This is a genomic window from Roseateles subflavus (assembly GCF_030285365.1).
In the GTDB taxonomy this organism is placed as follows: domain Bacteria; phylum Pseudomonadota; class Gammaproteobacteria; order Burkholderiales; family Burkholderiaceae_C; genus Roseateles_B; species Roseateles_B subflavus.
Map to the genome: position 1 here is coordinate 820,054 of NZ_JASVDS010000002.1, position 13,106 is coordinate 833,159.

Here is a 13,106-nt window from a genome sequence, read left to right on the forward strand (position 1 = left end):
CCACCGGGTGGGTGCGCCACCGGCGGTTCAGCGCCGGCACTGACCCCTGGCGGCGCTGAAACCGCAGCTGGTCGCAGTGGGGCTGACAGCCGGCTGCGCCGCCGTTACGCTGCGCGCCAGTCCGATGTTCAGGACACCAGAATCAGGAGTTTCCGTGCGTCTTCATCCCATCGCCGCTGCGTCGGCGCTTGCGCTTGCCTCTCTCGCCGCCTTGCCGTCGCTGGCCCAGGAAATGCCGCAGGGGACCGATCCCCAGGGCCGCCCCCAGCAGGGCAACAAGCTGGAACGCGTGGAGATCAACGCCCGCCCGCAGAGCGACACCGAGCTGCGCCGCCGCGCGCCCGTGGCCAAGCAGATCTACGGCCGCGAGGAGATGGACAAGTACGGCGACAACAACCTCGCCGACGTGCTCAAGCGCCTGCCTGGCGTGGACATGCAGGGCGGAGGCCCGCGCATGCGCGGTCTGGGCGCCGGCTACACGCTCATCCTGATCAACGGCGATCCGGCGCCCCCCGGCTTCGACTTCACCCAGCTGAACCCGGCCCAGGTCGAACGCATCGAGGTCACCAAGGGACCGACGGCTGACCAGAGCGCGCAGGCCGTGGCCGGTGCCATCAACATCATCCTCAAGGAAGCGCCCAAGACCACGCAGAAGGACCTGCGCATGGGCTTCGGCTACAGCGCCGTGCGCCCGACGCCCGGCGTGAACTTCACCTACGGCTCGCGCCAGGGCGGCTTTGCCTATTCGCTGCCGGTGTCCTTCTTCGAGTGGCGCGGCCAGAACGACGCCCGCAACGCCCGCCACATGCCCGGCAACGACGGCCTGGCCGCGGACGCCGTGCAGCACAACGAGCAGGCCTTCTGGGGGCATGGCTTCAACACCGCGCCGCGCATCAATTGGAAGATCTCCGACGAGGAGAACGCCAGCCTGCAGGCCTTCATCCAGAAGGGCTTCTGGAACAACCGCCAGACCTTCATCACCGAGAACGCCACGCCCAATGCCGTGCTGGACGACGACGCGCTCAATGGCGGCACCTGGCACAACGTGCGCCTGAACTCGCAGTGGTCCCGCCGCTTCAACGACACCCAGAAGCTGGAGCTGAAGCTCGGCGGCGGCGAGTCGGGCGGCACTTTCCGCAACCAGACCTACCGCGACCACGCCGATCGGCGCCTGACCACCGGCTCGAACACGGACCGCACCGTGACGCAGGCCGGCAAGTTCGGTCAGCTCGTGGGCGAGGCCCACAGCCTGACCTTCGGCTGGGATCTGGAGTGGCGCCACCGCGACGAGGAGCGCACCGTCACCGAGCTGGGCCAGGTGCAGCTGCCCGAGTTCGACGGCCAGCCCTTCGGCGCCCGCATCCAGCGCCAGGCGCTGTTCGTGCAGGACGAGTGGGAGCTCTCGCCGCAGTGGTCCACCTACCTCGGCCTGCGCAACGAGCGCATCGTGACCGAGAGCCGTGGCCTGGACAGCACGGTGCGCAACACCAGCTCGGTGCTCACGCCGCTGTGGCACCTCAACTACAAGCTCGATCCGAAGGGGCGCGACCTGATCCGCGCCAGCCTGACCCGCAGCTACAAGGCGCCGGACCTCAATGCGATGCTGGCGCGCCCCGGCATCAGCAGCCTGTTCCCGGACGTGAACAAGCCCAACACCGAGCTCTCGCCGGACCGCCTGGGCAACCCGCTGCTCAAGCCTGAGCTGGCGACGGGACTGGACCTCGCCTTCGAGAAGTACTTCGCCGGCGGCGGCATGCTGAGCATCGGCGTCTTCCACCGCGAGGTGAAGGACCTGGTGCGCAACGTGGTGTCGCTGCAGAAGGTGGACTGGGCCGGCGTGCCGCGCTGGATCTCGCAGCCGGTCAACATCTCCAAGGCCCAGAGCAGCGGCCTGGAGCTGGAGCTCAAGGGCCGTGCCGCCGAGCTGTTCCCCTCGCTGTTCGATGCCAAGCTGCCGCTGAACCTGCGCAGCGCGCTGAACATCTACCGTTCCAAGGTCGAGGCCGTGCCGGGCCCGGACAACCGCCTCGAGGGCCAGCAGCCGTGGTCGGCCAACCTCGGCTTCGACTACCGCTTCACGAGCGTGCCGCTGACCACCGGCGCGAGCCTGGCCTACACGCCGGGCTATGCCACGCAGCAGACGGCCAGCCAGGGCGTGGCGCAGTCCCGCACCCGCTCGCTGGATGTGTTCGCGCAATGGGCCTTCAGCCGCACGATGGCGCTGCGCGTCGCGGCCAACAACTTCGTGCCGGTCGACAGCTGGAACAGCACGACGCTCAGCAGCGGCTACGGCAGCCGCAGCGATCGCCAGGGCCGCGCCAACTTCAACGTGGGCCTCGAAATGAAGCTCTGATCCGCCGGGTCTTTCGTCAGCGGTTCTAATCGCGCCATGACGCAAGCATTGCAGATCTTCGCGGGCCCTCGGGCCCGCGCCCGTTTGGCGCAGCAGGGGCTGCGGCCCGAGGACGTCCAGGTCATCCCCGCCGCCGCGGGCGGCCCGAAAGGGCTGATTCTCAATCCGCTGGACCAGTACCTCTTCGGCGAGTGGCTGTCCGCCAGTCGCCAGGAAGTGCACCTGCTGGGCGCCTCCATCGGCGCCTGGCGCATGAGCACGGCCTGCCTGGCGCACCGGCCGGCGGAGGCCGCGCCGGAGTTCCAGCGCCTGGCCGAGGAATACATCCATCAGCAGTACGAGAGCCTGCCGGGCCGGTCGCCCACGGCGGCGACGGTCTCGCGCGGCTTCGGCCAGAAGCTGCACGAGGTCTTCGGCGGCCGGGAGGCTCATGTGCTGAGCCACCCCCGCTGGCGTCTGCACATCTTCACCTCGCGCGGGCAGGGCCTGCTCGCCCGCGAGCACCGCTGGCGCACGCCCATGGGTTACGCGGCGGCCTTCGCGGCCAATGCGCTGTCTCGCCGGGCCATGGGCCGCTGGTTGGAGCGCGTGGTGTTCTCGGATCTGCGCTCGCCGCTGCCCATGGACCTGCGGGACTACCGCAGCCGCCAGGTCGGTCTGAACGCGCGCAACCTGCAGGCCAGCCTGCTGGCGAGCTGTTCCATTCCCTTCTGGCTGCAGGCGGTGCACGACATCGCCGGGGCGCCGGCCGGGGCCTACTGGGACGGCGGCATCACCGACTACCACCTGCACCTGAACTACGCGGCGATGGTGGGGGAGGGCCTGGTGCTCTACCCGCACTTCCAGCGGGAGGTCGTGCCGGGCTGGCTGGACAAGGCGCTCAAGCACCGCCACCGGGCCACGGCCTTCCTCGACAACGTGGTGCTGCTGGCGCCGAACCCCGACTGGGTGCGCACGCTGCCCAACGGCAAGCTGCCCGACCGGGCGGACTTCCAGCGCTACGGCGATGACGTCGCCGCCCGTGCCGCCGCCTGGCGCCGCGCGATCGACGAGAGCCAGCGCCTGCGGGACGAGTTTGCGCAGGCCTGCAGGCAGGACACGATCCAGGCGCTGCCGCTCTGATCTCACGAGGGCCGATCAACCAAAGGGCGGCCTCGCGCGTTGAAGGGGCGTCCTGACTTCCCTGTGGGTGCTGTCCATGTCGTCCTTCAAGCCCCGTGCCTGGTCCCTGGCGCTGACGCTTTCGGCCTTGTCCCTGCTGATGCTGAGCGGCTGCGCGCATGAGCGCCGCCGCGACTGGGACGACGACGGCCAGGTCTACGGCGACAGCCGGGGCTACGACGAGCGTCGCTATGAGGATCGCCGCTACGACGATCGTCGTGTCACGCCGCCGCCGTCGCGCTATGGCAGCGACCGCGTGCTCTACGGCACCGTGGGGCGCATCGAGGCCTTCGGCCGCGGCGGCGATCGCGGCAGCTCCGGCGCGGGGGCCGTCGCGGGTGGGGTGATCGGTGGCGTCATCGGCCATGAGATGAGCGACCGCCGCGACCGTGGCGTCGGCACGGCCATCGGAGCCGTCGTGGGTGCGGTGATCGGCAACGAGATCGAGCGTGATGGCCAGCGCGGCGGCGGCACGCGCTACCGCGTGTGGGTGCGCCTCGAGCGCGGTGGGGAGCAGGCCTTCGACTTCGAGCGCCTGGACGGTCTGCGCAGCGGCGACCGCGTGCGCGTCGTGGACGGGCGCCTCCAGCGCTACTGAGCGCCGGCCCGGCGCGGCGTCTTGTGGCTACAATCGGGGCCTCTTTGACGAACAAGGGCTGAGAAAGGCGTGATGGTTATGACACCGCGAACTACGACCTCCACCGGAGCATAGTCGGCCGCGGCACGTCTCGTCTTTGGGCATCCCCGAATCACCTCGAACCGGTGATGCCTCCCGAACAAAGCGCGGCACCAGGCCGCGCTTTTTCATTTCCGGGCTCCCCTGCAGCAGCGTCTGCATCGAACGGCGGGGCCCTTGCGATTCGGAGCACCCCATGATTTCCATTCAACTGCCTGACGGTTCCAAGCGCGAATTCCCGCAGGCCGTCACCGTGGCCGACGTGGCCGCGTCCATCGGCGCCGGCCTGGCCAAGGCCGCGCTGGCCGGCAAGGTCGACGGCAAGCTGGTCGACACGAGCCACCTGATCGAGGCCGACGCCCAGCTCGCCATCGTCACCGACAAGGACGCCGACGGCCTGGAAGTGATCCGCCACTCGACGGCCCACCTGCTGGCCTACGCCGTCAAGGAGCTGTTCCCCGACGCCCAGGTCACCATCGGCCCGGTCATCGAGAACGGCTTCTACTACGACTTCAGCTACAAGCGCCCGTTCACGCCCGAGGACCTCGCGGCCATCGAATCCAAGATGAACGAGCTGGCGAAGAAGGACGAGAAGGTCACGCGCACGGTGCTGCCGCGCGACGAGGCGGTGTCCTACTTCAAGGGCATCGGCGAGGCCTACAAGGCCGAGATCATCGAGTCCATTCCGCAGGGCGAGGACGTGTCCCTCTACGCCGAGGGCGCCTTCACCGACCTGTGCCGCGGCCCGCACGTGCCCTCCACGGGCAAGCTCAAGCACTTCAAGCTGATGAAGGTGGCGGGTGCCTACTGGCGCGGCGACCACCGCAACGAGCAGTTGCAGCGCATCTACGGCACGGCCTGGGCCTCCAAGGACGACCTGCAGAAGTACCTGACCCTGCTGGAGGAAGCCGAGAAGCGCGACCACCGCCGCCTGGGCAAGGACCTGGACCTCTTCCACATCGACGAGCACGCCCCCGGCGTGGTGTTCTGGCACCCCAAGGGCTGGACGGTCTGGCAGGAGGTGGAGCAGTACATGCGCCGCGTCTACCGCGAGAACGGCTACCTGGAGGTCAAGGGCCCGCAGATCATCGACAAGTCGCTGTGGGAGAAGACCGGCCACTGGGACAAGTACCGCGAGAACATGTTCACGACGGAATCGGAGAAGCGCGACTATGCGCTCAAGCCGATGAACTGCCCGGGCCACATCCTGATCTTCAAGCAGGGCATCAAGAGCTACCGTGACCTGCCGCTGCGCTTCGGCGAGTTCGGTCAGTGCCACCGCAACGAGCCCACGGGCGGCCTGCACGGCATCATGCGCGTGCGCGGCTTCACGCAGGACGACGGTCACATCTTCTGCACGGAAGACATGATCCAGCGCGAGGTGACGGCCTTCACGACGCTGCTGCAGAAGGTCTACAAGGACTTCGGCTTCACGGAGATCCTCTACAAGCTGTCGACGCGCCCCGAGCAGCGCATCGGCACCGAGGAGAGCTGGGACAAGGCCGAGGCCGCGCTGGCCGAGGGTCTGCGCGCCTCGGGCTGCGAGTTCGAGTACCTGCCGGGCGAGGGGGCCTTCTACGGCCCCAAGATCGAGTACACGCTCAAGGATGCGCTGGGTCGCCAGTGGCAGTGCGGCACGATCCAGGTCGATCCGAACCTGCCGGAGCGCCTGGACGCCGAATTCGTGGCTGAGGACGGCAGCCGTCAGCGTCCCATCATGCTGCACCGCGCCATCGTGGGCAGCCTCGAGCGCTTCATCGGGATCCTGATCGAGCAGCACGCCGGCGCGCTGCCCGTCTGGCTGGCGCCGACGCAGGTCGTTGTGGCCAATATCACGGACGCTCAGGCCGATTACGTGGCTGAAATTGTGAAATCGCTGCAAAAACAAGGGCTTAGGGCCGTGGCGGATTTGCGCAACGAAAAGATCACGTATAAAATCCGCGAGCATTCCTTGCAGAAGGTTCCGTACATCCTTGTCGTAGGTGACAAGGAGAAGGCAAACGGAGCCGTTGCGGTGCGCGCCCGTGGCAATCAGGACCTGGGTGTGATGCCTCTGGCCAGCTTCGTGGAGAAGGTGGCGGCGGACATCACCAACAAGGCCTGAAGAGCCTTCATTGGGCGCGCTTTTGCTTATTGCTGGGCCCCTTGCCTTGGGCTCGTTGAAAGGGTGGCACCATCGCTACTTTTGCTGACCGTCGTGCGATTCCCGAGCGAAAGCATCGGCTGAACCGTGAAATCCTTGCTCCTGAGGTCCGTCTGAACGGCCCTGAGAACGAGCCCATCGGTGTCGTGAGCATCCAGGAAGCCCTGCGCATGGCGGGCGACATGGATGTGGATCTCGTCGAGATCTCTGCCACCGCCAATCCGCCGGTCTGCCGGCTGATGGACTACGGCAAGTTCAAGTACATGGAGCAGAAGCGCGCGGCCGAGGCCAAGGCCAAGCAGAAGGTCGTCGAGGTCAAGGAAGTCAAGTTCCGCCCGGGCACGGACGAAGGCGACTACCAGATCAAGATGCGCAATCTGCGCCGCTTCATCGCCGAGGATGGTGACAAGGGCAAGGTGACGCTGCGTTACCGCGGTCGCGAAATCACCCACCAGGACATCGGCATGCGCCTGCTGGAGCGCATCCGTGACGAACTGGCGGATGTGGCGGTCGTCGAGCACATGCCCAAGCTGGAAGGGCGGCAGATGATCATGGTCTTGGCGCCGAAGAAGCGTTGACCCCCGGGCCCGCGGGTACGCGGGCCCCCCCCCCGAGGGGGTGCAATCAAAACCGGGCGCTGGCCCGGTTTTGATTGCAAGAGGCCGTCCTTGGGGCGGCCCGGCGGACGGCCTGAAAAGGCCTCGCTGGCGAAGAGTCGCCCGTTGGGCGACATCGTTGTCGGTGGTGTGCCGGCGTTGCTAGGGCCTCGGCCCATGGTTCAGGCCCGTCGATCTGGTCGTCGGCGGGCTTATTAGTCTCCCTGAGGCTGGCAAGTGTTGCGAGTCCCGCAACCGCCCCAGGGGACGCACTTAAAAGGAGCAGTCATGCCCAAAATGAAGACCAAGAGCGGCGCCAAGAAGCGTTTCCGCGTCCGTCCGGGTGGTACCGTCAAGCGCGGTCAGGCGTACAAGCGCCACATCCTGACCAAGAAGACCACGAAGAACAAGCGTCAGCTCCGCGGCGCCGTGAACGTGCATGAAACCAACATGGGTCACATCGCTTCGATGCTGCCCTATGCCGGTCTGTAATCCCGCGATTTAAGGAGATACAACATGCCTCGCGTCAAACGTGGTGTTACCGCACGTGCTCGTCACAAGAAGGTCCTGGCTCTGGCCAAGGGCTTCCGTGGTCGTCGCAAGAACGTCTTCCGCATCGCCAAGCAGGCGGTGATGAAGGCAGGCCAATACGCCTACCGTGACCGCCGTGCCAAGAAGCGCGTGTTCCGCCAGCTGTGGATTGCTCGTATCAACGCAGCAAGCCGTGGCCTGGGTCTGAGCTACAGCAAGTTCGTGGCCGGCCTGAAGAAGGCCCAGATCGACATCGACCGCAAGGTCCTGGCTGATCTGGCCGTCAACGATCCGGCTGGCTTTGCCAGCATCTTCGCCAAGGTGAAGGCCGCTCTCGCCTAAATGTCCTGATGCGGTGCAAACCGCATCCGGGCGGCCCTGTCTGCAAAGGCAGGGTGCGCACCCCTTGAAGGCCGACACCCTGGTGTTCGGCCTTTTCTCATTTTTCTGTTTGCCCAGAGTCGCTGCCCTGACGCGCCGCCGGCCCGCCGCCGAGGCCCTGCAGGACCGACACCCCCGCCGGGTTCGCGCCCGACGATCCAGGGGCTTCCCGCCCCCGCCAACGAATACGAGTCCGCCGCCGCGATGAACGACCTCGCCCAATTGCTGCAAAGCGCCCAGGCTGAATTTGCCCAGGCTTCCACCCCTGCCGACCTGGAGAACGCCAAGGCGCGATTCCTGGGCAAGTCCGGCCAGGTGACCGAGCTGATGAAGGGCCTGGCCGCGCTGCCGGTCGAGGAGAAGAAGACCCGTGGCGCGGAGATCAACCAGCTCAAGCAGGGCATCGAGGCCGCGCTGAACGCGCGCCGCCAGGCCCTCGCGGACGCCGAGCTCGAGAAGCAGCTCAAGGCCGAAGCGCTCGACGTGACGCTGCCCGGCCGCCAGCGCGGCACCGGCGGCCTGCACCCGATCACCCGGGCGATGGAGCGCATCGAGGCCATCTTCGGTTCCATGGGCTTCGACGTGGCCGACGGCCCGGAAATCGAGACGGACTGGTTCAGCTTCTCCTCGCTGAACAACCCCGAGAACCATCCGGCCCGTTCCATGCAGGACACGTTCTACGTGGACATGAAGGACGAAGGCGGCCGCTGGTTCAACCTGCGCCCGCACACCAGCCCCATGCAGATCCGCTATGCGCAGGCCCATGCCAAGCGCTATGCCGGCCAGGACACCATGCCGGAAATCCGCGTGATCGCCCCGGGCCGCACCTACCGCGTGGACAGCGACGCCACGCACTCGCCCATGTTCCACCAGGTCGAGGGCCTGTGGGTCGGCGAGAACATCAGCTTCAAGGACCTGAAGTCGGTCTACCTGAACTTCATCACGGCCTTCTTCGAGACCGATGCCCTGCAGCTGCGCTTCCGCCCGAGCTACTTCCCCTTCACCGAGCCCAGCGCCGAGATCGACATCATGTTCGAGACCGGCCCGCTCAAGGGGCGCTGGCTGGAGGTCTCCGGCGCCGGCCAGGTCCATCCGCAGGTGATCCGCAACATGGGCCTGGACCCGGAGCGCTACATCGGCTTCGCCTTCGGCTCCGGCATCGACCGCCTGGCCATGCTGCGCTACGGCGTGAATGACCTGCGCCTGTTCTTCGAGGGCGACCTGCGCTTCCTGAGCCAGTTCAAGTAAGCCCGCCTTGCCCCGACCGCAAGCATCGCAAGAACACCACCGAACACGCTGACGAGAATCCCATGCAATTCCCTGAGTCCTGGCTGCGGGCCTTCTGCAATCCGTCCCTGAACACCCAAGAGCTGGCGTCGCTGCTGACCATGTCCGGCATGGAAGTCGAGGAGCTGAGCCCGGCGGCGCCGCCGTTCAGCGGCATCGTTGTCGCCGAGATCCTGGAGGCCGAGCAGCACCCCAACGCCGACAAGCTGCGGGTCTGCAAGGTCAACGCTGGGGGCGCGGAGCCCCTGCAGATCGTCTGCGGCGCGCCCAACGCCCGCGTCGGCATCAAGGTGCCGCTGGCCACCGTGGGTGCCGAGCTGCCCCCGGGCGAGGACGGCAAGCCCTTCCTGATCAAGGTCGGCAAGCTGCGCGGCGTCGAGAGCTTCGGCATGCTGTGCTCCGCCCGCGAGCTCCAGCTGAGCGATGAGCACGGGGGTCTCCTCGAACTGCCGCTGGACGCGCCGGTCGGCCAGAATATCCGCCAGTACCTGAACCTGGATGACACGCTCTTCACGCTGAAGCTCACGCCCAACCTGGGCCACGGCCTGTCGGTGCTGGGCGTGGCCCGCGAGGTGGCCGCGCTGACCGGCGCGCCGCTCACCCTGCCGGCCATCACGCCGGTGAAGCCGGTCGTCGACCAGACCGTGCCGGTGCGCGTCGAGGCGCCGGACCTCTGCGGCCGCTTTGCCGGCCGCGTGGTCCGCAACGTCGACCACAAGGCGAAGACGCCGGACTGGATGGTCCAGCGCCTGGCCCGCTGCGGCCAGCGCTCGGTGTCGGCCCTGGTGGACATCTCCAACTACGTGATGTTCGAGCTGGGCCGCCCCTCGCACATCTTCGACCTCGACAAGATCGACCGCGAGCTCATCGTGCGCTGGGCCCAGCCCGGCGAGCAGCTCAAGCTGCTGAACGGCAACACCGTGGCGCTGGACGAGAAGGTCGGCGTGATCGCGGACGCCAGCCGCGTCGAGTCGCTCGCCGGCATCATGGGCGGCGACCACACGGCCGTCTCCGACGACACCCGCAACGTCTACATCGAGGCCGCCTTCTGGTGGCCCGAGGCCGTCATGGGCCGCGGCCGCCGCTACAACTTCAGCACCGACGCCGGCCATCGCTTCGAGCGTGGCGTCGATCCCGAAAGCATCGCCGAGCACATCGAGCGCATCACGCAGCTGGTGCTCGAGATCTGCGGCGGCGAGGCCGGCCCGCTGGTGGACCAGCGCGTCAACATGCCCGCGCCCAAGCCCGTGACCCTGCGCGTGGCGCGTGCCGCCAAGGTGATCGGCATGCCGGTCACGCAGGCGGACTGCGCCGGCGTGTTCCGCCGCCTGGGCCTGCCCTTCACCGAAGGCGAGGGCACGCTGACCGTCACGCCGCCGAGCTGGCGCTTCGACATCGCCATCGAGGAAGACCTCATCGAGGAAGTCATCCGGGTGATGGGCTACGGCCAGCTGCCGTCGACGCCGCCGCTGGCACCCGTCGTGGCCAAGACCCGCTCGGAATCGCGCCGTGGCGTGCACGCCCTGCGCCACGCCGTGGCGGCACGCGACTACTTCGAGACCATCAACTTCAGCTTCGTCGAGGAACGCTGGGAGCGTGAGCTGGCGGGGCAGGAGCACCCCATCCGCCTGCTGAATCCCATCACCAGCCAGCTCTCGGTGATGCGCACCAGCCTGATGGGCAGCCTGCTCAACGTGCTGCGCCACAACCTGGCCCGCAAGGCGAGCCGCGTGCGCGTGTTCGAGATCGGCCGAGTGTTCCTGCGTGATGCCGCGGTGCAGACGGGCGCGTCGAGTGTGGCCGGCATCGCCCAGCCCATGCGCCTGGGGGGCCTGGCCTTCGGCCCGGCCGATCAGCCGCAATGGAGCCAGCGTGACCGCGCCGTCGACTTCTTCGACGTGAAGGGCGATCTCGAGGCCCTGTTCGCACCGCGCCAGCTGCGTTTCGTCGCGGCCGAGCACCCCGCGCTGCACCCGGGCCGCAGCGCGCGCGTGGAGCTCGACGGCCAGCCGATCGGCGTGGTCGGCGAGCTGCACCCGAAGTGGCGCCAGGCCTATGAGTTGCCCCAGGGCGCCGGCGCACCCGTCCTGTTCGAGCTCGAGCTGGACGCCGTCCTCGCCCGCACGCTGCCGGTGGGGCAGGGCGTGCCTCGCCAGCAGGCCGTGCTGCGTGACATTGCCGTGATCGTCTCGGAAGCTGTCACGCATGAATCCTTGATGCAAACCATCGGCACGGCCGGAGATGCCCTGGTACGCTCGGCGCGTCTTTTCGACATCTTCAAGCCGGCGCAGCCCAGCGGCGACCTGAAGGAAGGCGAGCGCAGCATGGCGATCCGTCTGGAACTGCTGGACGAAGAAGCCACGCTGACGGACGAGCGCATCGAACAGGCCGTGGTCACGGTGCTGGCGGCCCTGGGTGAGAAGCTGGGCGCGCGTCTGCGTGCCTGAGGAGGAGCTTTCGCATGAGCACGGACGAGATGAAACCAGCGGGTGGCCCGGTGCTGCTGCCCAGCCTGGAGACGCCCACGCTGACCAAGGCGGAGCTGGCCGAACTGCTGTTCGACAAGCTGGGCCTGAACAAGCGCGAGTCCAAGGACATGGTCGAGGCCTTCTTCGACATCATCCATGACAGCCTGGTGCAAGGGCGTGAAGTGAAGCTCTCGGGCTTCGGCAACTTCAACATCCGTCGCAAGGCGCCGCGCCCGGGTCGCAACCCGCGTACGGGCGAGTCCATCCCCATCAAGGCACGCAATGTCGTGACCTTCCACGCGAGCCACAAACTCAAGGGGGTGGTGCAGGGGGATGTTCCCGGCGACGAGGACTTCGAGTAGAGTCTGACCTCCCCACCTGAAGCCCTTGATTTCAATGGACAAAGCGCTTCCCGCCATTCCCGCCAAACGCTACTTCACCATCGGTGAGGTGAGCGAGCTGTGCGGCGTGAAGCCCTATGTGCTGCGCTACTGGGAGCAGGAGTTCACGCAGCTCAAGCCCATGAAGCGGCGCGGCAATCGGCGCTACTACCAGCATCACGAGGTGCTGCTGATCCGCCGGATCCGTGACCTGCTCTATGACCAGGGCTTCACCATCAGCGGGGCTCGCAACCAGCTGGCCGATGGTCTGGCTCGCCCGGAGACGGCAGCGAGCTTCCATGAGGAGGCCGTGGCGGCCGAGGCCCTGGCCGAGGAACTGCACGCCCTCGAGGCCTCGCACAGCCAGGCGATGGCCATGGCCGCCGACAAGCACGAGTCCGCCCGTCTGAGCGTCAGCGTGGAAAAACTGAGTCTGGAGCAGGTGCGCGAAGAATTATTGGCAATTCGTTCGACACTACTTGCACAACTCTAAAAAATCGTTCTATAATCTTTCTTCTTCGTCGGGGTGTAGCGCAGCCTGGTAGCGCACTTGCATGGGGTGCAAGGGGTCGCGAGTTCGAATCCCGCCACCCCGACCAAAGATAAGCACGAGCCCGGTACTGAAAAGTACCGGGCTTTTTGCTGTCTGGGCCCGGTCACTGCTTGGGTCTTGTTCTGCTCGGATCTTGTTTTGCTCGGGCCTTGCCACTGCTTGGGCCTGGCGTCGGTCGGTGCTGGATCTGGATGCGGGCCGGCGGTGTCGGGGGACACGAGCTGGCAGGGGACGGACGAGCACGAACCCGCATGAGCCAGCGCGAACCAGCGCGAACCAGCGCGAACCAGGATGAGCCAGCGCGAACCCGCACGGGCACATGCGAACGGACGCGAGCGCGTGCAGGGGCACCGTCGGTGGCCTGCTCCGACGGGCGTTCTTGGGCAAGGCACGCGGCGCTGCCTGCCGGAAGGCAAGACCTGACCCTCGCGAGCGGCCACCGACCGAGCCTGATTGGGCCGCCGGGCGCCCTCGCCCGCCGCCCGGTGCGATGAGTGCCACGCGGGGCGGCTGCTTGGACCACATCCGCCACCTTCGCCACCTTCGCCGCTTCAGCCGCCACCGCTGCGACTGAACC

Annotated in this window: 11 protein-coding genes and 1 tRNA gene; all 12 read left to right on the plus strand. The window is 67.2% G+C overall.

Features of this window, described 5'->3' with window-relative positions; translation table 11 throughout:
• Positions 1–154: 154 nt before the first annotated feature.
• The 12 genes from QRD43_RS09475 to QRD43_RS09530 all read left to right on the plus strand — a co-directional run bounded on the left by QRD43_RS09475 (position 155) and on the right by QRD43_RS09530 (position 12,575).
• A complete protein-coding gene (locus QRD43_RS09475) occupies positions 155–2,353 on the plus strand; it encodes a TonB-dependent receptor plug domain-containing protein (RefSeq protein ID WP_285982236.1) in 2,199 nt (732 codons plus the stop codon).
• A gap of 36 nt (positions 2,354–2,389) precedes the next feature.
• Positions 2,390–3,475 carry a patatin-like phospholipase family protein gene (locus tag QRD43_RS09480; RefSeq protein ID WP_285982237.1) on the plus strand — a complete coding sequence of 362 codons (1,086 nt, stop codon included), beginning with the start codon at positions 2,390–2,392 and terminating at the stop codon, positions 3,473–3,475.
• 76 nt (positions 3,476–3,551) lie between these two features.
• Complete coding sequence (locus QRD43_RS09485) at positions 3,552–4,112, plus strand: glycine zipper 2TM domain-containing protein (RefSeq protein ID WP_285982238.1); 561 nt, start codon at positions 3,552–3,554, stop codon at positions 4,110–4,112.
• 274 nt (positions 4,113–4,386) lie between these two features.
• Positions 4,387–6,294 carry a threonine--tRNA ligase gene (thrS, locus tag QRD43_RS09490; RefSeq protein WP_285982239.1) on the plus strand — a complete coding sequence of 636 codons (1,908 nt, stop codon included), beginning with the start codon at positions 4,387–4,389 and terminating at the stop codon, positions 6,292–6,294.
• A 119-nt stretch (positions 6,295–6,413) separates the two neighbouring features.
• Positions 6,414–6,911: a translation initiation factor IF-3 gene (gene infC / locus QRD43_RS09495; RefSeq protein WP_434063863.1), complete on the plus strand. Its 498-nt coding sequence runs from the start codon at positions 6,414–6,416 to the stop codon at positions 6,909–6,911.
• Between the two features lie 306 nt (positions 6,912–7,217).
• On the plus strand, positions 7,218–7,421 hold the full coding sequence (rpmI, locus tag QRD43_RS09500) for a 50S ribosomal protein L35 (RefSeq protein WP_285982240.1): 204 nt from the start codon (positions 7,218–7,220) through the stop codon (positions 7,419–7,421).
• A 24-nt stretch (positions 7,422–7,445) separates the two neighbouring features.
• On the plus strand, positions 7,446–7,802 hold the full coding sequence (rplT, locus tag QRD43_RS09505; RefSeq protein WP_058934277.1) for a 50S ribosomal protein L20: 357 nt from the start codon (positions 7,446–7,448) through the stop codon (positions 7,800–7,802).
• 243 nt (positions 7,803–8,045) lie between these two features.
• Positions 8,046–9,089: a phenylalanine--tRNA ligase subunit alpha gene (gene pheS / locus QRD43_RS09510; protein WP_285982241.1), complete on the plus strand. Its 1,044-nt coding sequence runs from the start codon at positions 8,046–8,048 to the stop codon at positions 9,087–9,089.
• A 62-nt stretch (positions 9,090–9,151) separates the two neighbouring features.
• Entirely contained in the window at positions 9,152–11,575 is a 2,424-nt protein-coding gene (pheT, locus tag QRD43_RS09515; protein ID WP_285982242.1) for a phenylalanine--tRNA ligase subunit beta, read from the plus strand.
• Positions 11,576–11,589: 14 nt separating this feature from the next.
• Complete coding sequence (locus QRD43_RS09520; protein WP_285982243.1) at positions 11,590–11,958, plus strand: integration host factor subunit alpha; 369 nt, start codon at positions 11,590–11,592, stop codon at positions 11,956–11,958.
• Positions 11,959–11,992: 34 nt separating this feature from the next.
• Entirely contained in the window at positions 11,993–12,469 is a 477-nt protein-coding gene (locus QRD43_RS09525) for a MerR family transcriptional regulator (RefSeq protein WP_285982244.1), read from the plus strand.
• A gap of 29 nt (positions 12,470–12,498) precedes the next feature.
• Positions 12,499–12,575, plus strand: a tRNA-Pro gene (locus QRD43_RS09530).
• The last annotated feature ends 531 nt before the right edge of the window (positions 12,576–13,106 follow it).

Coding starts and splice junctions, on each gene's coding strand:
- pheT (WP_285982242.1), top strand. CDS start 9,152: ATGCAATTCCCTGAGTCCTGGCTGCGGGCCTTCTGCAATCCGTCCCTG.
- QRD43_RS09520 (WP_285982243.1), top strand. CDS start 11,590: ATGAGCACGGACGAGATGAAACCAGCGGGTGGCCCGGTGCTGCTGCCC.
- QRD43_RS09485 (WP_285982238.1), top strand. CDS start 3,552: ATGTCGTCCTTCAAGCCCCGTGCCTGGTCCCTGGCGCTGACGCTTTCG.
- QRD43_RS09525 (WP_285982244.1), top strand. CDS start 11,993: ATGGACAAAGCGCTTCCCGCCATTCCCGCCAAACGCTACTTCACCATC.
- pheS (WP_285982241.1), top strand. CDS start 8,046: ATGAACGACCTCGCCCAATTGCTGCAAAGCGCCCAGGCTGAATTTGCC.
- rplT (WP_058934277.1), top strand. CDS start 7,446: ATGCCTCGCGTCAAACGTGGTGTTACCGCACGTGCTCGTCACAAGAAG.
- thrS (WP_285982239.1), top strand. CDS start 4,387: ATGATTTCCATTCAACTGCCTGACGGTTCCAAGCGCGAATTCCCGCAG.
- rpmI (WP_285982240.1), top strand. CDS start 7,218: ATGCCCAAAATGAAGACCAAGAGCGGCGCCAAGAAGCGTTTCCGCGTC.
- QRD43_RS09480 (WP_285982237.1), top strand. CDS start 2,390: ATGACGCAAGCATTGCAGATCTTCGCGGGCCCTCGGGCCCGCGCCCGT.